The organism is Skermanella sp. TT6, from assembly GCF_016653635.2.
In the GTDB taxonomy this organism is placed as follows: Bacteria; Pseudomonadota; Alphaproteobacteria; order Azospirillales; family Azospirillaceae; genus Skermanella; species Skermanella cutis.
In genome coordinates this window covers 875,989-894,565 of the sequence record NZ_CP067420.1, presented here as the reverse complement: position 1 = coordinate 894,565, position 18,577 = coordinate 875,989, and the positions used below count along the sequence as shown (strand labels likewise).

Sequence of the window (18,577 nt, the reverse complement as noted above, 5' to 3'; positions counted from 1 at the left end):
GGTTCCCCGCCGCAAGGATCCCTTGGGGGGAACGCCGGAATAGAAGACCCTTGACCGGCGCCGGTCCGCGCCCGATGTCACGCAGCATGATGACCCAGTCCACCATCGCCGCCCCCGGCCGGGCGGGCAGCCGCGGCCGGTCCCTGATCGGGCTCGCGGCCTTCGTGATCCTCGTCGACGTCGCCTCGGCGACGGCATCCTCCGTGACCTTGCCGCAGATCGACGGCTGGTACGCCGGCCTGGAGAAGCCCTGGTTCAATCCGCCGGACTGGCTGTTCGGGCCGGTCTGGACGGTGCTCTACGGCATGATGGCGGTCGCCGGCTGGCTGGTCTGGCGGGACCGCGGCCTGGCCGGCGCGCGCGGCCCGCTGCTGCTGTTCGGGCTCCAGCTCGGGTTGAACATCCTGTGGTCGCTGATCTTCTTCGGCATGCAGCAGCCCGGGCTGGCCTTCGCGGAGATATCGGCACTCTGGATCGCCGTGGCCGCCACGATGGTGGCGTTCTGGCGCGTCCGGCCGCTCGCGGGATGGCTGTTCGTGCCGTACCTGCTCTGGGTCAGCTACGCGGCGGTGCTGAACGCCTCGGTGTGGCTGCTGAACGCCTAGACCTGTACCCGACAGGTCGATCCGCCCCAGGGCAGCCGAACCGATGCGTTGCGCCATGGGCGCAACCTACGATCGTCAGCCCGCATCATCTCCGCCCTGCATCGAGCCGTGCGTTGCGCCCATGGGCGCAATTTACGATCGTCGGACCGCATCATCTCCGCCCTGCATCGAGCCGTAGGTTGCGCCCATGGCGCAACACAGTGCGTCGAGTGGAACGGCCGGCGTCGAGAACCGGTGCGGTTCAACCTGATCGGGGACCGCTCCCGGGGAAAGCCATCGCACCCCGCAGGTCGGCCAAAGCGAAGCGGCAGCCGACCTACGGTTCACGAATCCGCAGCAGGGCATTCGGCGCTTCGGCCGGCAGGGACGAGATCTTGTACATCAGCTGGTCGGCGAGGTCGCGCGGGATGCCGGCGCGGCGCAGGCGGCCGCCGAGCTCGCGGCGGATGTCCTCCGCCGGGACGTGGGCGGGCGCCAGGTCGCGGGCGCTGCGCAGGCGGGAGAAGATGCGGGACAGGCTGCCGAACAGGAAGACGCCCTTCTGGCGCCCCAGCTCGGTCTCCGCGAGGTCCAGCAGGAAACCGATCTGGGCGCCGGGTCCCTTGAGGCTGCCGCAGAGCTGCTGGACCGCCGTTTCGAACGGCAGGTCGGCTTCCCCGAAGCGCAGCGCCGTCTTGGCCCGGCGGAGGAGCGCCTGGCTCATCTCGGGACCGCCGCGGAAGCCGCTGAAGCAGGCGAGGCCGGCGACGATCCGGCGCAGCGCGGCGGCATCGGCGATCGGCCCCTCCTTGGTCAGAGGCTGGCTGCCGTTCAGCCCGGTCGCGACGCGGCGCAGCAGGGCCGCCTCGACCTCCGGCAGGTGCCAGCGCGCCAGGGCGTTGCTCAAGTCCATCAGCACCGGCGTGAAAGGGTGGCGGTCGTCGAGCCGGCCGTTCAGCGTGGCCAGCAGGCTGCCCAGCGCGGAACCGAGGTCGGGCGAATAGCCGATCAGGACCTTGATCGGGTCGCGGCCGTCGATCGTCTCCGCCAGGACCTGATCGACCCAGGCGATGCCGGTGGCGTCGCCGTCGTCCTCCTCCAGCACCCGGATCAGCGCGCGGGTCTTGGTGCCCCAGTCGCGGTGGCCCTCCAGCAGGCGGGCGAAGGCGTAGCTGACGACCCGGTCGCATTCGGCCGGCGCGCAGGTCGAGGCCACCTGTTCCTGCAAGGCGCCCAGCCCCTTCTGGATCAGCAGCTTGCCATAGCCGGCCAGGCTGTCGGAGGTCTGGGCGAGCTGCTTCAGGCGGAGCCACAGGGCGCCGAGTTCCCGTTCGCGCTCGGCGGCGACCGTCGCGTTCTCCCTGGACTGCACCCGGGCGAGCCGCGCGATGCCCGAATTGAGCAGCATGCCCTCCCGCTCGATCAGGCGGAGCGCCAGGTAATCGTGCAGAGTCTCGCACGGGATCGCGATCTGGCGGTCGGCATGGCGGCGGGTCAGGCGCAGCAGGGTCATGCGGCTGGGATGGCCGTAGACGTCCAGCACGTCGGTGCAGAAATGGGCGTCCTCGATCGCCGTGATGCCGACGACCCCGGCCCCGCCGGCCTGGGATGCCCGCTCGAATACGACGGCCTGGGTGTGCTTGGCGACCTGGACGACCTGCACCCGGGTGAATTTGGCGAGGCTGAGCAGGTAGGTCGCGCGCTCGACCGCCTCGCGTTCCGTTTCGAAGATGCCGTCGATGCTCGCATGGCCGGCCTGCTCGGCGACCACCTCGTACCGGGCATGCTTCTTCCAGTGGAACATCGCTGCGAGGGGTCCTTTCCGCTCCCGGTACCTACCCCTTTATCGCATCATATGGCAGGGCGGACAAATATCAAATTGTCTCACATTTTATTCAGAATCTTCGCGGCGGCGGCGGCGGCACCGAAGCCATTGTCGATGTTGACGGCCAGGACGCCCGGGGCACAGGACGCGAGCGCCGTGTGCAAGGCCGCGGTCCCGCCGGCCGCGACGCCGTAGCCGACCGATGTCGGGACGGCGATGACCGGCGCGTCGACCAGCCCGGCCAGCACGCTGAACAGCGCGCCTTCCATGCCGGCCGTCGCGATCACGACGCGCCAAGCGCGGATCTCCTCCAGCCGGCGCATCAGGCGCCACAGGCCGGCGACCCCGACATCGGCGACGACCGGCGCCGAGAACCCCAGGAACTCGAGGGTCCGGGCGGCTTCGCGGGCGACCGGCAAGTCGGAGGTTCCCGCGGCGACGATGCCGATGCCGTCCCGCGCGGCCCCCGCCGGCGGCAGGGACCCGCACCATGCCGTGCGGGAGAGGGAGTCGTAATCGAGCATGGCGCGGCATTCCGGCGCCAGGGCCTCGAAGGCGGCCGGCTCCAGCCGGGTGAACAGCAGCCGGCGGCCGGCCATGGCCGCCTCCTTCAGGATGGCCTCGACCTGCGCCACCGATTTCGACGCGCACAGCACCGCTTCCGGCACGCCGGTGCGCCCTTCCCGCTCCCAGTCCATCACGAAGTCGCTCATGGCGCATCCCGCAGGAAGGCGGAGCCCCGGCGGTAGAGGCGCACGCCGCCGAAGGCGCGGCCGGTGCGGGCGCACAGCTCCGAGACCAGGCGCCCGGCCGTCTCGCCGGCGGCCTCGGGGTCGTCCAGTTCCAGGGCGACGCCGGCATGGGTGATCCGGCACCGCACGCTGGACCCGGCCGGGACCAGGGCCTGGACGGCGGTCTCGACCTGATCGATGAAGCCCAGGTCGTCGGCATCGATCGCGATCCCGGTCTCCACCCGGCTGGACAGGCAGGGCTGGGCCGGCAGCTCCGCGAGATCGTCCAGGCCATGGAGCCGGGCGAGCGCCCGCACCGTCGCCTTGTCGATGCCGGCTTCCACGAAGGGATGCACGACGCCCCGCTGGGACGCCGCCTTCAGCCCGGGCCGGAAATCGCCCAGGTCGTCCAGATTGGTGCCGGAGGCGACGGTCGCCTGCGTGACCGAGCGGATGCGGTCGTACAGGTTGGACTTGCAGAAGAAGCAGCGGTCAACCGGGTTGGCGCGGTAGCGCGGGTCGGCGAACTCCCCCGCGTCGGCGACGGCGAGGTCCCAGCCCTCCCGCCCGGCATGGGCGCGGACGCGCGCCGTGGCGTGGGGCGGAACGGCCGGGGAGACCGCGTGCAGCATGGAGACCCGGCCGCCGGAGAAACGGTGCGCCACGAAGGCCAGCGTCATGCTGTCCACCCCGCCGGACACGGCGATCACCAGGTCGGCATGGCGGTCGAGCGCCGCGACGAGGCGGGCCTGGGCTTCCCGCGCGCTCATGGCCCGCTCTCCGCCTCGATCTCCGCCCGGGCCTTGCGCGCCCGCCGGGCGGCGAGGCCGTCGAGACCCGCGAGGTCGTCGCTCTCCGCCTTGGCGGTGGTCCCGCCGCCGGGCCGCTCCACCCGCTTGACCCGGACCGTCTCGCCGGAGGACACGCGGGGCAGGACCGTCCGCCGCTCCGTCCGCCAGCGCAGGCCGATGGTGGAAGTCTCCAGCAGGCAGCGTTCCTGCACGAAACCCAGCGCGCCGGGACGCACCAGCAGGCGGAACCCGGTGAGCGGGCGGCCCTTCTTGCCGGCCAAGGGGGCCAGCGCCAAGTCGAGCACGCCGTCCAGCGCGCGGAGCCGGTCGGCCGCGACGCCGATCTCCTCCCCCGTCATGTCGTCCACGTCGAAGCTGAGCACCGCCACCTTCTGCCCGGCGTCACGGACCTCCGCGGCGGCCGTGTCGAACACCAGGGCCCGCAGGATGTTGGGCATGCCGGGCAGCTCCCGCGTTCCGGCACCGCTCCCGGTCGCCTCCAGCCTGCCGCCGGGACGGCCGGGGCCCTTTGCGAGATGGCGCAGGATGGCGGCGCCGGTCGGGGTCACCCGCTCGCCCGACACGCCGTCGTCGCGCCAGTCGAACCCTTGCAGGAGGCGGGCCGTCGCCGGGGCGGGCACCGGCAGCATCCCGTGGGCGGTCCGCACCCGCCCGCCGCCCAAAGGCAGGTCGGAAACGCTCCAGGCGGCGTCGAGCGCCGCGGCGACCGAGCCGGCCGCGACCACGTCCATCAGGCTGTCCCAGTCGCCGATCTCGTGGAAATGGACCTGCTCGACCGGAACGCCGTGGATCGCCGCTTCCGCTTCCGCCAGCAGGGTCAGGATCGCGACCGCGTGGCCGGCGGTTCCCTCGGACAGGGGGGCTTCCCGGATCAGGCCGACCATGTGCCGGTAGCTGCCGACACCGTCGTGGTGATGGTCCGAGCCCCCGCCCCGCCCGCCTTCCAGGCCGAAGCGCAGAACGGAAATCCCGGCGCTGGCGCCGGCGGAGAACACGGGCGTTCCGGCGCCCGACGGCAGCACGGCGGCGGCGTCGCCGAGCACCCGGTCCCGGAGCGCCGGCACCGCATCGACCAGGGCCGCCACAAACATGTCGCCGGCGATGCCGCCGACGGCGTCCAGGTGGATGTGGCGGAGGGTCATGCCGCCTCGACGACGGGGACGACGTAGGGGCCTTCCGGGATCACCGCGACGCGGCTGTCGCCGTGGCGCCGGATGCTGTCGGCGACGGCGGCGTCCAGGTCGGCGATCACCTCGACCGCGGTGATCCGCCGCTCCTCCTCGTCGAGGCCGGAGGTGTAGAGCTGGACCCGGCCGATCCGCATCGGCTTCAGCTGCATCTCGGTCTGCCACTCGTCCACCTCGGCCAGCGACTTGGCGGTCAGGGTGGCGAGGAAACGCTCCGGCCCGAGCTCGACCAGCCGCGCCTGGGCGTCGCGGAACTCCTTCGACCCCATGCCTTCGGAGCATTCCGACGCGATGATCAGGGTGCCGCCCGGCTCCAGGATGTCCAGCGGGGTCACCATGCCCTTGACCGTCTGGTAATAGGTCTTGTCCAACGGGTAGCCGGCCGACGAGGTGATGACGGTCTTGAAGCGTTGGGGCAGCCTGATGCGGGTCACGTCCTGGATGAAGCCCACCGCGGCCAGGTGGCTGGCGATGATCTCGCCGAAGGTGACGTGGACGAGGTCGCGGTCCTCGTCGATCACGGTGTTGAGCGCGTAGATCTCGCCGATCATGCGGACGATCTCCAGCTGCTCCTCGTGCAGGGGGTTGCCGACCAAGTTGCACTGGACCGCCAGCGGATCCTCCATGAACCGGGCGGAATGGAACGTCCGGATCGTCTCGTGCCCGGCGACGCCCGGCGCCACCACCTTGCGGCCGCCCGACCAGCCGGCCATGAAGTGCGGCTCGACCAGCCCGGTCGCGATCCGCAGGTCGGCGTCCAGGAAGCGGCGGTCGATGCGGACCGGCGTGTTCCGGGTGGCCGTGCGGCCCAGGTCCGCATGGTCCTCGTCGCGCATGGCGAAATGGTTCTCGACCCGGACATTCTCCAGCACCCAGGGATCGCCGACCAGCTCGGCCAGCTCGGCGCCCTCGTTGGGGCGGTGCAGGCCGGTCGCGACCAGCACGGTGATCCGGTCCTTCGGGATGCCGGCCTCGGCCAGGGTCTGGATCATCGGCCGCAGGAACAGGCGATTGGGCACCGGCCGGGTGATGTCGCAGATCAGGATGCAGGCGCTGCCCCGGCCCTTCGCCAGTTCCGCGAGCGGGGCCGAGTCCACGGGGTTCGCGAAGGCGGCCCGGACCGCGCCGTCCTGGTCGGCCAGCTTCGGCAGGGAGGCCTTCCGGATCACCGTCACCTCGGCCTCTTCGGGCAGCCCCACGGTCAGGTGACCCCGGCCGAAGGCGATATCGACGGTCTTGAACGGCTGCATGGCCATCTCCTCAGCGGAACGTTGGTCGCGGCATTCTGAAGGAGATAACAGGTTCGGGAAACAATCAGTTATGCCGACCACCCCTGCGCCGCGCCGTCACCTCCCCTCGAAGACCGGCTTGACCTTCCGCAGGAACGCCCGGTAGCCGATCCGGTAGTCCTCGGTATCGGCGAAATCGTAGGACTGCGCGCGCTCCTCCGCGGTGACCGGCGAGGCATCGCGCAGCAGGCGGAGGAACTGGGCCTTGGTGCTGCGGTGCGCGTTGGGCGATCCGGCGGCGACCCGGCGGGCGGTCGCCAGCGCCTCCTCCTCCAGCCGCTCCGCCGGGACGACCCGCTCGACCAGCCCCTTGGACAGGGCCTCCTGCGCGTCGTAGATCCGCCCCTCCAGCAGGAGTTCGGCCGCGATGCCCCGGCCGAAGAGCCTGAACAGCAGTTCGGTCTCGCCGAACGCCAGGGGAAAGCCCATGCGGCTGATCGGGATGCCGAGCTTCGCGTCGTCGGCGGCGATCCGGATGTCGCAGCAGGACGCGATCTCCAGCCCGCCGCCCATGCAGGTGCCCCGGATCATGGCGACCGTGGGGATGCCGCACTCCAGCAGGGACGCCAGCCCCGGGCCGACATAGCGCTCGTGGTAACGGGCTACCTGCTCGCGGTCGGACCGCTCGCGCTCGAACTCGCTGATGTCGGCCCCCGAGGCGAAAGCCTCCTCCCCGGCGCCGCGCAGGACCAGGCAGCGGTGCCCACCCTCCCGGTCGATCCCGCGGACCAGCTCGCCCAAGGCCTCCCACATGCCGACGGTCAGCGCGTTGCGGCGCGGCGGGTTGTCGATGACGACGAACCCCACCTCGTCCCGGCTCTCGAAACGGACGCTCCCGCCCATCACGGCCCGAACATCTGGTTGGGCAGCCACAGGGCGATGCCGGGGAAGAAGCAGAGCAGCACCATGAACCCCATCATGATCAGGACGAAGGGGACCGATCCCCACAGCACCGTCATCAGCGGCACCTGGGGCGCCACGTTCCGCAGGATATACAGGTTGAGCCCGACCGGCGGCGTGATCAGGCCGATCTCCAGGTTGATCGTCATCAGCACGCCGAACCAGATCATGTCGAAATCGTTGGCCTCCAGCACCGGCTGGAGGATCGGCATGGTCATCAGGATCAGCGCCACCGGCGGCAGGAAGCAGCCGGCCACCAGCAGGAAGACGTTGACCACCAGCAGCATGACCCAGCGGTTCAGGTTCCAGCCGACCAGCAGGTCGGCCATGGTCTGGGTCACGTAGAGCAGCGACATCATGTAGGAAAAGAGGCCCGACGCCGCGATGATCAGCAGGATCATGCAGCTCTCGCGCACCGCGTTGCCGAAGATCGGCCACAGGTTATCCCGGTTCACGATGCGGTAGACCAGCGCCACGTAGAGGAAGGCCAGCATGGCCGCCAGCGCCGCGATCTCCGACGGGGTCGCATAGCCGCCGTAGAGCGCCAGGATGATCAGCGCGATGATGGCGAACAGGGGCATCACGGTGCCCGACGCGCGTATCTTCTCCTTAAGCGTGTAATGGTCGCGCGGCTGGGTGACGTTCCGCTCGGCGAAGGCGGTGGCGGCCCAAGCATAGGCGCAGAAGATCGCCACCAGCAGGACACCCGGCACGACGCCGGCGACGAACAGCCGTCCGATGGAGGTCTCTGTCGCCACGCCGTACAGGATCATGGTGACCGACGGCGGGATCAGGATGCCCAGCGTCCCGCCCGCCGCGATGGCGCCGGTCGCGAGGCCCGCCGGGCAGCCCCGCTTCAGCATCTCCGGCACCCCGACCTTGCCGATCGCGGCGGCCGTCGCCGGGCTGGAGCCGGACAGGGCGGAGAACAGGCCGCAGGCGCCGATGTTGGCGATCACCAGCCCGCCGGGCACGCGGGCGAGCCATCGGTGAAGCGCCTCGTAGATGTCGGCGCCCGCCCGGGACGATCCGATCAGGGAGCCGAGCAGGACGAACATCGGCACCGCGAGCAATGCGAAGCCGCTGATCTCGTCCAGGAAGGTGCGCGGCACGGCCGACAGGCTGCCGGGCCCGTCGAAGACGTAGAGGAACGCGATAGAGACGACGGTCAGCCCGAACGCGATCGGGACGCCGGAAAACAGCACGAGCGTCGTGCAGACGAGGATGAGGGAGCCGATCTGGAGTTCGGTCATCGCGCGGGCATCCTCCGTTCGGTTTCGCTCCGGCCGGGAGGGTTGCGTCCGGGGACAGGTTCCGGGATCGCCTCCATCCGTGGCAGGGGTGCCTTCGCCGGCGCCTCGTCCGAAGCGCTCCGGAAGATCTCCGCCAGATACTGGAGGGCGGTCAGGCCGAGGCCGATCGGCATCATGACGTACAGCGGCCATTTGACCGGGCGCCACATGCTGGTGCTGCGCTCGTCGCTGGCGATCGCCTCGAGGGTGAGGTGCCAGCCGAGCCAGGCCATGTAGAGGCAGATCACGATCCCGACCGCCGCGATCACCGCCTGGATCGCGCGGGCGCCGCGCCGGCCCATCATCCAGGGGAGGAAATCGACCGACACATGCCCCCTGGTCATCAGCGTATAGGGCGACGCCAGGAAGGTGGCGGCGACGACCATGTAGATCGACGCCTCGATCTCCCAGTAACTTGAGTACCCCAACGTCCTGATCACGACCATGTAACAGACGATCACGACCGCCGATGCCAAGAGCACCGACGCCACGACGGCACATGATATCGACAGGCGGTCGATCAGCGCGATCACTGCACGCATCGACTGTCCTCCCCCGTTTGGCATGCGCGGGCGCCGGCTCGGCGGCACCCGCATCTTTCTTTTCTTGGTTCTTGTCTTACTGGGCGTTCTGGAGCGAGGTCTCGACCAGCCCGATCAGCTCCTTGCCGTTGGGGACTTCGGTTTCGAACTTCTTCCAGGCGGTCTCGCGCGCCAGGTCGACCCAGGCCTCGAATTCCGCGTCGGTCAGCGGCCTCACGTCGGCCCCAGCCTCCTCGAAGGCCTTCCTCATCTCCGCGTCGGCTTCAAGCTGGAGGCCGTTGAAGAACTTCTCGCTGACCGTGGCCGCCTCCTCGAACGCCTTCTGCTGGTCAGGGGTCAAGTTGTCCCAGGCCTGCTTGGACATGATCAGCGGCTGGAGCAGCATGAACAGGATGTTGTCGCCGCCGACCGTCGCGTTGCTGGTCTGCTCGTAGATCCGCATGCTGACGAAGCTTTCCGCCGAGGTCATGACGCCGTCGAGCACCCCGGTTTGAAGGGCGGAGTAGATCTCGGTGGAGGGCATCGACTGGACGGAGGCGCCGGCCGCCTGGAGCACCGTTTCGAAATAGGGGTCGGCCGCGCGCATCTTGAGGCCGCTGACCGTATCGGGTCCCTGGATCTCCCGGTTCTTCGACGCGAAGCCGCCGGGCGTCCACCACCAGGTGACGATATGGACGCCGTTGGCGTGGGCGATCTCCTGAAGCCGCTGGTGATAGGGGGAGTTCTTGAGCTTGACCGCTTCGTCCAGGTTGCTGATCAGGCCGGGCATGATGGTGATGGAGAACTCCGGCACCTTGCCGACGGCGTAGACCAGCGGATAGATCGCCATCTCCAGCGAATTGTTCTGGAGCGAGTCGAACTGGGCGACCGGGTTCTGGATCAGCGAGCGTCCGGGGAAGATGCGGAACTTCAGGTCCGGCGCCTGCTTGCCGACCTCCTCCACGAACACCCGGACGGCGCGGTCGCGGGCATCGGTCTGCGCCTTCCACTGGTGGGAAATCTTGAGGGTCTGGGCACCGGCCGCCGCGGCGGAAAGGGTCAGCGCCGCACCGAGCGCCAGCCCCGTCAGGAGCCTGCCCGTCTTCCACATGCCTGTATGTCCCATGAACGTCTCCTCCTCTTTTGATTGCATTCTCGATCCGGGGATTTTCTCCCTCTTTTCATCCATTTAAGACCATCCGGACAGCGGGAGCCACCCCGGATCGTCATCTTCCGGATTATTTGCCTCCCAGATCATCGGCCAAGCGGCGCAGAATCCGATGGTAGACCGGCTCCAGCGGCCCGTCGAACAGGGCCGGGTCGGACTCCTCGATCAGTTCGGCGGCCCGGCGGGACAGCAGCGCCTGGGCATGGTGCCGGGCGCGCGCGAGGCGGACCGCACCGGCATCGCGGCGTTCCGCCGCCCAGGCGCGATGCCGCTCCACCGCCTCGTCCAGCTCCGTCAGGCCGGCGTCGTCCCCCTGGGCGCACAGGACCACGGGCGGCGTCCAGGCCCCGCCGTCCCCGACGCGCCGCGTCACGGCGCGGATCTCGGCGGCGGTCTTCCGGGCGCCGGGCAGGTCGGCCTTGTTGACCACGTAGATGTCGGCGATCTCCAGGATGCCGGCCTTCATGGCCTGGACGCTGTCCCCCGATTCGGGATGGAGCACCAGCACGACCGAATCGACCAGGGTGCGCACCGCGTGCTCGGCCTGCCCCACGCCCACGGTCTCGACCAGCGCCTCGTCGAAGCCGTACCGATCGAGAGCCAGCAGCAGGTCCGGCAGGTTGTCGGCCAAGCCGTCATGGCTGCCCCGGCTCGGAAGGGAGCGGATATAGAGGCGCGGATCGCCGGCGATGGCGTCCATCCGGACGCGGTCGCCGAGGATCGATCCCTGGGTGATCGGGCTGGTCGGATCGATCGCCAGCACGGCGACCTCGCCCGCGGTCCGTTGCAGCCGCCGCGCGGCGAGGCGGGCGATCAGCGTGCTCTTGCCGGCCCCCGGCGCGCCGGTGATGCCGATGCGATAGGCCGGCCGGGCCGGCGGCGCGGCATCGCCGTGCCCGGCCAGCGTCTGCCGCACGCCGGCCCGGGCGATCCGGCTGAGCGCCCGGCCGAGTTCCCGGCGGCGGGACGGGCTTCCCGTCATGGTCGTTCCCCCGCCGCCAGAAGCGCCGACGTGTGCTCGCCGAGCAGCGGCGGCGGCTCGTACCGGGTCGGTTCGCCGGGAAAGCGGATCGGATTGCCCACGACGGCCAGGTCGCCGTCGCCGGTCGGGATCGACACCACCATGTCGTGGCTGCGCGCAAGGTCGCCGGACAGCGCGTCCTCCAGCCGCTCGACGCCGGCGACGACGATGCCCAGGGGCGCCAGCCGTCCGACCCACTCCGCCGTTCCGCCGGTCCGCAGCAGAGACTCGACCGCCCGGATCACCAGGTCGCGGTTCGCGGTGCGCCCCGACATGGTGCTGAAGCGCTCGTCCGACAGCCATTCCGGCCGGCCGGCCTCGCGGGCGAAGCGCCGCCAGAAGTCGTCGTGGGTGATGAACAGGGCGAGGTGGCCGTCGGCGGTCTCGAAGATCTGGGCCGGGACGATGTAGGGATGCCCGCCGCTCTCGTACCGGCTCGGGGGCTCGCCGGCGTTGAGCCAGGCGCCGGCCACATAGTTCAGCTGCGAGAGCATGGTGTCGAACAGCGAGACGTCGACCTGCCCGCCCCTGCCCTCCAGGATCTTCGCGACCAGCCCGAGCGCCCCCATGATGCCGGCGGAATTGTCCACCGCCGAGTAGCCGCATTTCACCGGCGGCGCGCCGGGATCGCCGGTCAGCGCCATGATGCCGACCAGCGCCTGGATCACGTAGTCGTAGGCGGGCCGGTCGGCGTAGGGACCGTCCAGGCCGTAGCCGGTCAGCGCCAGGCAGGCGATCCGGGGATTGTATGCGGACAGGCGGTCGTAGGTCAGGCCGAGCTTGCGGATCACCGCCGGCCGCATGTTGGTCAGGAGCCCCTGGCTGGTCGCGGCCAGCCGGCCCAGGGCGGCCTGCCCCTCCGCCGAGCCGAGATCCAGGACGACGCTCCGCTTGTTGCGGTTGAGGGAGGCGAAATAGGCGTTGTGCGGACCGACGCGGTGGGGGCTGAGCCTTCGGGCGATGTCGCCTTCGGGCGATTCGATCTTGATCACGTCGGCGCCCAGGTCGGCGAGCAGCATGCCGCAATAGGGGCCCGCCAGCATGTGGCCGGCTTCGAGGATGCGGATGCCGGAGAGCGGCCCGCTCATGCGGCCAGTTCCCGGTCTATGGCCGCCACCACGTCCTCCAGCTTCTGGTCCGAGGTGAACACGCCCCGGACGCCGATCCGCAGCAGTTCCGGCTGGTCCTCGGCCGGGATGGTGCCGCCGACGAAGATCTTGATGTCCCCGCCGTCGAGGTCGCGCAGGCAGCGCAGGGTCTCGGCCACCAGCTCGTTGTGGCTGCCCGACAGCAGGCTGAGGCCGACCGCGTCCACGTCCTCCTCGACCGCGACGCGGGCGATGTAGTCGGGGCTCTTGCGCAGGCCGGTATAGATCACGTCGGCCCCCGCGTCGCGCAGCGCCAGGGCGATCACCTTCGCGCCGACGTCGTGCCCGTCCAGGCCGGGCTTGGCGATCAGGATGCGTTTGCCCTTCAGGCTCATCGTCGTTTCCTCCCCCTGTCGTTTCTTGGCCCGTCGTTTCCTTGCCGCGTTGCGCGGGAAATCACAGCCGGATCGGCTCCTGGAACTCGCCCCAGTGCTTCTTCAGCGTGGCCACCATCTCGCCGACGGTGGCGTAGGCGTGGCAGCACTCGATCAGGTGCGGCATGACGTTCTCGCCGTCGTCGGCCGCGGCAAGGCCCAGCGCCTCCAAGCTCCTGGCCACGCGGGATTCGTCGCGGCGCCCCATGACGCCGTCGTACTTCTCGCGCACCCGGCGGGCCGCCTGGGGGTCCAGGCGGAAGACCTCGCCGAAATCGTCGGTCTGGTCGTCGCGCCGGAAATGGTTCTGGCCGACGACGACGGTCTCGCCGCTGTCGATGCCCTGCTTGCGGAGCTTGGCCCGCTCCGCGATCCGCATCTGCAGATAGCCGTCCTCGACGGCCTTGATCACGCCGCCGTAGTCGTCGATCTCCGCGATGACGGCCCGGGTCTCCTGCTCCATGCGCTCGGTCAGCCACTCCACGAAGTAGCTGCCGCCGAGCGGGTCCACCGTCTTCGAGATGCCGCTCTCGTGGGCCACGATCTGCTGGGTCCGCATGGCGATCTCGGCGCTGAACTCCGTCGGGATCTGGAACACCTCGTCATAGGCGCAGGTGAAGATCGACTGGGCGCCGCCCATCACGGCCGCCATGGTCTCGATGCCGACCCGCACGATGTTGTTGTAGGGCTGGGCCGAGGTCAGCGAGGATCCGCCGCACACCACGCCGAACCGGAACCGCTGCGCCTTGGGATCGGTGATGCCGAACCGCTCCTCCAGCAAGCTGGCCCACAGGCGCCGGGCCGCCCGGAACTTGCAGACCTCCTCGAAGAAATCCATGTGGACATAGAAGAAGAAACTGAGCCGCTGGGCGAACTTGGTGGCATCCCCGCCCCGCCGCAGCAGTTCCTCGACATAGGCGAGTCCGTTGGCGAGGGTGTAGCCCAGTTCCTCCACCGCCGTGGCCCCGGCGTCGCGCACATGGGCGCCGGCGATGCTGATCGGGTTGAAGCGCGGCGTCTCCTCGTTGGAGAACAGGATGGTGTCGGCGATCAGGCGCATGCTCGGGCGCACCGGGAAGATCCAGGTGCCGCGCGCCACGTATTCCTTCAGGATATCGTTCTGGATCGTGCCGGTCAGCTTGGAGCGCGGCACGCCCTGCTTGTCGGCGACCGCGCAGTACATGGCGTAGATGATCGCCGCCGTGCCGTTGATGGTGAAGGAGGTGGAGATCTTCGACAGGTCGATGCCGTCGAACAGGATCTCTGCCTCGGCGAGGTTGGACAGCGACACGCCGACCTTGCCGACCTCGGGCTTCGCGATAGGATCGGTCGGGTCGAGCCCGCACTGGGTCGGCAGGTCCAGCGCCACGGAAAGCCCGGTCTGGCCGCCGTCGAGCAGGAAACGGTAGCGCTGGTTCGACTCTTCCGCCGTGCCGAAGCCGGAATACTGGCGGATCGTCCAGAGCCGCCCGCGATAGCCGTCGGCGAAGATCCCGCGCGTGAACGGCGCCTCCCCCGGCATTCCGGGGTCCGGCCGCGTCAGCATGTCGGGCGTGACCACCGCCGGTATCTCGATCCCCGAGGGGGTCACCGGCTTCGGCGCGCCGGGACCCGGCCTCGCGGCTTCCAGTTCGGCCGCGACGGCCGTCCTGGTGCTTTCTGCCTTGGTGGATTGCGCGGCGGTCATTCTACCTCCGTCCCAGGTTGAGCCGTTCGACGGCGGACCAGTGGTCGTCATGGACCCAGGTTCCGGCGAACAGCCTCGTTTCCAGTCGTTCCATGTCGGAGCGGGATGCTCCCGTGCGATGCGCCACCGCCAGCGCCTTGAAGGCCCTGAGCACCTGCGGAGCCTGGCGCAGCATCGGCTGAACGAAAGAGGCGACCGCATCGTCCAGCGGCTGGTCGGCTTCGGCCACCGCGTCGACCAGCCCGACGGCTCGCGCCGACTCCATGTCCAGGAGATCCGATCGGGCGAGAAGCCGCAGACCCGCGGCGGGCCCGAGCAGGTCGAGAAGGTCGATGCCGCCGCCCCAGGCGGTGGCGATGTTCAGCCTGCCCTGGACGAAGCCGATCCGGGCATGTCTTGCGCCGACGCGGAAGTCGCAGGCGACGGCCAGTTCCGCCCCGCCGCCCAGCGCGTCGCCGTTGAGGGCGGCGACCACGGGGACGGGGAACCGGCGGACCGCGTCCAGCGCGGCCTTGGCATGGTCCGCCATCTCGCCGGCCTCCTCGGCCGATCGGAGCTGGCCCAGATCCTTCAGGTCGCCGCCGGCCGCGAAGCTCTTCTCGCCCGCCCCGCGCAACACGGCGACGCGCAGGGTTGGATCGTCCGCGTGCGCCTCGAAGCATCGGCGGAGCGCCTCCAGCAGGGTGCGGCTCAGGGGATTGCGTTTCTCCGGCCGGTTCAGGGTGACGTGAAGGATGTCGTCGCGGCGTTCGGCCAGCAGCTCGTCGCTCATGGATGTTCCTCGCCGGCCTCGACGGCCGATTTCATCGCCAGCAGTCTTTCCGTGTGTGCGGCGAGGCCGGTCTTCATACGCTCCAGCGGTCCCGCGACGGCGACGCCGAGCGGTTCGCCGTTGAGGTGGATGGCGGTCGCCACGGCCATGACGTCGGCAACGTTCTCGCCCCGCGTGATGTGGTAGCCGCGCTCCCGCCCGGCCGCGAGATCGCCGCCGAGGCTTTCCGGCGTCACCAGCGTGTTTTCGGTGACGGCATCCAGGGGGTGCCCGGCCAACCATGCCGCGAGGTCGGCCGGCGGAATCTCCCCCAGCATAGCCTTGCCGATCGCGCTGGAATGCAGCGGCTTCAGCTCGCCCGGCTTGGCGGAATAGCGGATCGTCCGCAGCCCCTCGACCACGTGCAGGTAAATCACCGCATCGTCCTGGCGCTTGCCCAGGATCACGGTTTCCCCCGTGTCGTCGCGCAGCCGCTCCAGGAAACCGGCCAGCCGCTCCAGCATCGGATCCTTGGCGACGATGCGGCGCGCCATCTCCAGGATCCGGCGCGTCGGATAGAGGGTGCGCCGGTTGACGGCGTACAGGTAACCCCGGGCCTTGAGCGTGCCGACCAGCCCGTGGCAACTGCTGACCGGCATCTCCAGCCGGCGCGCCAGGTCGGACAGGGTCAGGGGCTTGCCGACATCCTCGAAGGCTTCGAACACGTCGAGGGTTCGTCCGGCAGTTTTCACGTTGCCATTCACATTCATGAAAGCATCTTCACCTGCTTGAAATGTCGAGTCAAGCAGAAGCCGACTTTCTCGAGAATGGGCGGCAATGGGGAGGAGAGGTGAGACCGGACGCGGGACGGGCCGGCGGCTATTCCGCGGGCGGGTCTTGGCGCTTCGGGCCGGCCTGGAGGCCGGACCCGTCGGCCCCCTGCCGATCCGCCCCATCCTTCGCCTCGATGCGTTCGAGGATGCGCTCGAGGATGCGGAGCGCTATCTCCCGCTCGCCCATGACCGCCAAGCTGGCGCCCAGGTCGGTCAGGTGCGAAACCGCCGCGTCGGTGTGGGCGCGGGCGACGATCTCCAGGCCGGGGTTGGCAGCCCTGGCCTGCTCGACCACCTGGCCCGCCTCGAAGGCTTCGGGAACGGTGACGATCAGCCGGCGGGCGGCCGACAGGTTGGCGGTCGCCAGGATCTCGGGATCGGCGGCGTTGCCGATCACCACCTCGGCGCCGTCGCGGCGCGCCGCCTCGATCTCGTCAGCCCGCTCCTCGACCACGAGGACCGGGCGGCCGGCGGCGCGCAGGCCGGAACCGACCAGGGAGCCGACCCTGCCATAGCCGATCAGGACGTCGTGGCCGGTCAGGCTGGTCGGCGTCAGGTCGGGTATCGCGTCGGGCACGGCCGTCCCGCCGGACGGGACCGCGACCGGCCCCCCGGCCGGGGCCGGGAGCATCTGGTCCGGCGCCTTGCGGGACCGCGGCCGGTCCACGGCGGCGAAGATCAGCGGGTTCAGCATGATCGAGATGATGGCACCGGCCAGGATCAGGTCGCGACCCTCCGCCGGCAGCACGCCCATGCCGACGCCCAGGCCGGCCAGGATGAAGGAGAATTCGCCGATCTGCGCGAGACTGGCGGAAATGGTCAGGGCCGTTCCGTTGGCGCGTCCGAACGCCCGCACGATCGCGTAGGCGGCGAGCGACTTGCCGATCACGATGATGGCGACGGTGGCCAGCACCGACCAGGGGGAGCGGACCAGGACGCCGGGGTCGAACAGCATGCCGACCGACACGAAGAACAGCACGGCGAAGGCGTCGCGCAGCGGCAGCGCCTCCTCGGTCGCCCGCTGGCTCAAGGGGCTTCCGGCCAGCACCATCCCGGCGAAGAAGGCTCCCAGGGCGAAGGACACGCCGAACAGGGCGGCGGCTCCATAGGCGACCCCCAGGGCCACCGCGTAGACCGACAGCCGGAACAGCTCGCGCGATCCCGTGTGGGCGGCGTAATGCATGATCCAGGGCACGACCCGGCGCCCGGCCACCAGCATGATCGCGACGAAGGTGGCCACCTTCACCACGGTCAGCCCGGCCGAAATGGCGATGACGCGCCAGTCCGGCGTTTCCCCGGCGCCGCCCAGCGCGCCGGCGAGCGCCGGCAGCATGACGAGGGCAAGGACCATCGCCAAGTCCTCGACGATCAGCCAGCCTACCGCGATGCGGCCCCGGTCGGTGTCGATGATGCGGCGTTCCTGCAAGGCGCGGATCAGGACGACCGTGCTGGCGACCGACAGTGCCAGGCCGAAGACGATCCCCGCGCCGACGGACCAGCCCAGCACCCAGGCCAGGGCCATGCCGAGGAGGGTCGCGACGGTGATCTGCGCGACCGCCCCGGGAAGCGCCACCGCCCTGACCGACAGCAGGTCCTTCAGCGAGAAATGCAGGCCGACCGCGAACATCAGCAGGATCACGCCGATTTCCGCCAGTTCGTTCGCCAGCGCCTGGTTGGCGACGAAGCCCGGGGTGAAGGGGCCGACGGTGATCCCTGCCAGCAGGTATCCGACCAGGGGAGAGACCCGCAGGCGATGCGCGACCAGACCCAGGAGAAAGGCGAGAACGAGGCCGATGGCGATCATCGAGACGAGCGGTGCGTGATGCGCCAGCACTGTTCTTTTCCTCCGGATCCGGATCTGCCGAAACTGCTACATGATTGTTCGATGATGATTTTCAACCAAAATGGCGCATCTTGACCTTTCAAGTCACATCCCCATCTTCGCCTGATGTCACTGACCCCCGAGCAATGCCGCGCCGCCCGCGCGCTTCTGGACTGGACCCAGGACGAGCTTGCCACCGCCGCGGAGGTGAGCCGAAGCACCGTGCGGGGTTTCGAGGCCGGCCAGCGGGACATGCAGCGGGCGACCATGGCGGCGATCCGACGCACGCTGGAGGGTGCCGGCGTGAGCTTCCTGGATGCCGACGGGATCAGCGGGCCGGGCGTCAGGCTGTCGGGAACCGCAGCGCCGCCGGGCAGCGGCTGGGCGCCGTGAGGAGCACCGGGGGCGCGGCGACTCCGGAACCGACAAAGGCTTCGACTGGCGGGGCGGCGGCATGCAGTTCGGGGCCGACGCCGAGCGGGCGCCGGGCATCGTGGTCGGCGTGTCGGCCGGGTTCTCCCGCACGGTCGTCCTGCATGAGCGGGCGGGCACCGACGGCGACGTCAGCAGCTACCTGCTCGGCCTCTACGGCAGGCGGACCTTGGGGACGGACCGACCTGAGCCTCCAGGTC

18 protein-coding genes and 1 pseudogene are annotated in these 18,577 nt (G+C 69.8%); 3 read left to right on the top strand and 16 right to left on the bottom strand.

All coding sequences use genetic code 11. From position 1 onward, the window contains the following. The first annotated feature begins 74 nt into the window (after positions 1–74). Positions 75–605 carry a TspO/MBR family protein gene (locus IGS68_RS04165; protein WP_247881167.1) on the top strand — a complete coding sequence of 177 codons (531 nt, stop codon included), beginning with the start codon at positions 75–77 and terminating at the stop codon, positions 603–605. A 316-nt stretch (positions 606–921) separates the two neighbouring features. Here IGS68_RS04165 and IGS68_RS04160 read toward each other — a convergent pair whose 3' ends face one another. From IGS68_RS04160 to IGS68_RS04085, 16 genes are all read right to left on the bottom strand, one after another. After that, entirely contained in the window at positions 922–2,388 is a 1,467-nt protein-coding gene (locus tag IGS68_RS04160) for an FHA domain-containing protein (RefSeq protein WP_201077554.1), read from the bottom strand. Positions 2,389–2,468: 80 nt separating this feature from the next. After that, complete coding sequence (gene larB / locus IGS68_RS04155) at positions 2,469–3,122, bottom strand: nickel pincer cofactor biosynthesis protein LarB (protein WP_201077553.1); 654 nt, start codon at positions 3,120–3,122, stop codon at positions 2,469–2,471. Further along, positions 3,119–3,910 carry an ATP-dependent sacrificial sulfur transferase LarE gene (gene larE / locus IGS68_RS04150; protein ID WP_201077552.1) on the bottom strand — a complete coding sequence of 264 codons (792 nt, stop codon included), beginning with the start codon at positions 3,908–3,910 and terminating at the stop codon, positions 3,119–3,121. The genes larB and larE overlap by 4 nt, the downstream gene beginning before the upstream one ends. Continuing rightward, complete coding sequence (gene larC / locus IGS68_RS04145) at positions 3,907–5,094, bottom strand: nickel pincer cofactor biosynthesis protein LarC (protein WP_201077551.1); 1,188 nt, start codon at positions 5,092–5,094, stop codon at positions 3,907–3,909. Before larC ends, larE begins: the two co-directional genes overlap by 4 nt. Continuing rightward, positions 5,091–6,389, bottom strand: a complete 1,299-nt coding sequence (locus IGS68_RS04140; RefSeq protein ID WP_201077550.1) for a nickel-dependent lactate racemase family protein — start codon at positions 6,387–6,389, stop codon at positions 5,091–5,093. Before IGS68_RS04140 ends, larC begins: the two co-directional genes overlap by 4 nt. A 96-nt stretch (positions 6,390–6,485) precedes the next feature. Further along, positions 6,486–7,271 (bottom strand): enoyl-CoA hydratase-related protein, encoded by a 786-nt coding sequence (locus IGS68_RS04135; protein ID WP_201077549.1) that lies wholly within the window; start codon positions 7,269–7,271, stop codon positions 6,486–6,488. Next, a complete protein-coding gene (locus tag IGS68_RS04130; protein WP_201077547.1) occupies positions 7,271–8,581 on the bottom strand; it encodes a TRAP transporter large permease in 1,311 nt (436 codons plus the stop codon). The genes IGS68_RS04135 and IGS68_RS04130 overlap by 1 nt, the downstream gene beginning before the upstream one ends. Then, on the bottom strand, positions 8,578–9,162 hold the full coding sequence (locus IGS68_RS04125; protein WP_201077545.1) for a TRAP transporter small permease subunit: 585 nt from the start codon (positions 9,160–9,162) through the stop codon (positions 8,578–8,580). Before IGS68_RS04125 ends, IGS68_RS04130 begins: the two co-directional genes overlap by 4 nt. 76 nt (positions 9,163–9,238) lie before the next feature. Then, complete coding sequence (dctP, locus tag IGS68_RS04120; protein WP_201077543.1) at positions 9,239–10,267, bottom strand: TRAP transporter substrate-binding protein DctP; 1,029 nt, start codon at positions 10,265–10,267, stop codon at positions 9,239–9,241. A 112-nt stretch (positions 10,268–10,379) separates the two neighbouring features. Further along, complete coding sequence (locus IGS68_RS04115; protein ID WP_201077541.1) at positions 10,380–11,291, bottom strand: ArgK/MeaB family GTPase; 912 nt, start codon at positions 11,289–11,291, stop codon at positions 10,380–10,382. Next, the gene (locus tag IGS68_RS04110) at positions 11,288–12,418 is read right to left on the bottom strand and encodes a CaiB/BaiF CoA transferase family protein (RefSeq protein WP_201077539.1); all 1,131 of its coding nucleotides are present in this window, start codon (positions 12,416–12,418) and stop codon (positions 11,288–11,290) included. Before IGS68_RS04110 ends, IGS68_RS04115 begins: the two co-directional genes overlap by 4 nt. Then, positions 12,415–12,813, bottom strand: coding sequence for a cobalamin B12-binding domain-containing protein (locus IGS68_RS04105; protein ID WP_201077537.1), 399 nt, complete (start codon positions 12,811–12,813; stop codon positions 12,415–12,417). Before IGS68_RS04105 ends, IGS68_RS04110 begins: the two co-directional genes overlap by 4 nt. A gap of 61 nt (positions 12,814–12,874) precedes the next feature. Next, positions 12,875–14,539 (bottom strand): acyl-CoA mutase large subunit family protein, encoded by a 1,665-nt coding sequence (locus tag IGS68_RS04100; RefSeq protein ID WP_201077535.1) that lies wholly within the window; start codon positions 14,537–14,539, stop codon positions 12,875–12,877. A 1-nt stretch (position 14,540) separates the two neighbouring features. Continuing rightward, a complete protein-coding gene (locus IGS68_RS04095) occupies positions 14,541–15,311 on the bottom strand; it encodes an enoyl-CoA hydratase/isomerase family protein (RefSeq protein WP_201077533.1) in 771 nt (256 codons plus the stop codon). After that, entirely contained in the window at positions 15,308–16,042 is a 735-nt protein-coding gene (locus tag IGS68_RS04090) for an IclR family transcriptional regulator (protein WP_201077531.1), read from the bottom strand. The genes IGS68_RS04095 and IGS68_RS04090 overlap by 4 nt, the downstream gene beginning before the upstream one ends. Positions 16,043–16,169: 127 nt before the next feature. Continuing rightward, entirely contained in the window at positions 16,170–17,957 is a 1,788-nt protein-coding gene (locus tag IGS68_RS04085; RefSeq protein WP_371821882.1) for a cation:proton antiporter domain-containing protein, read from the bottom strand. A 114-nt stretch (positions 17,958–18,071) separates the two neighbouring features. Here IGS68_RS04085 and IGS68_RS04080 point away from each other — a divergent pair, with 114 nt between their 5' ends. Both IGS68_RS04080 and IGS68_RS36260 read left to right on the top strand, forming a co-directional pair. Beyond that, complete coding sequence (locus IGS68_RS04080; RefSeq protein WP_201077529.1) at positions 18,072–18,338, top strand: helix-turn-helix transcriptional regulator; 267 nt, start codon at positions 18,072–18,074, stop codon at positions 18,336–18,338. Then, positions 18,262–18,486: pseudogene (locus IGS68_RS36260) on the top strand (hypothetical protein); the annotation flags it as partial. The gene IGS68_RS04080 and the pseudogene IGS68_RS36260, both read left to right, overlap by 77 nt. Between the last annotated feature and the right edge of the window lie 91 nt (positions 18,487–18,577).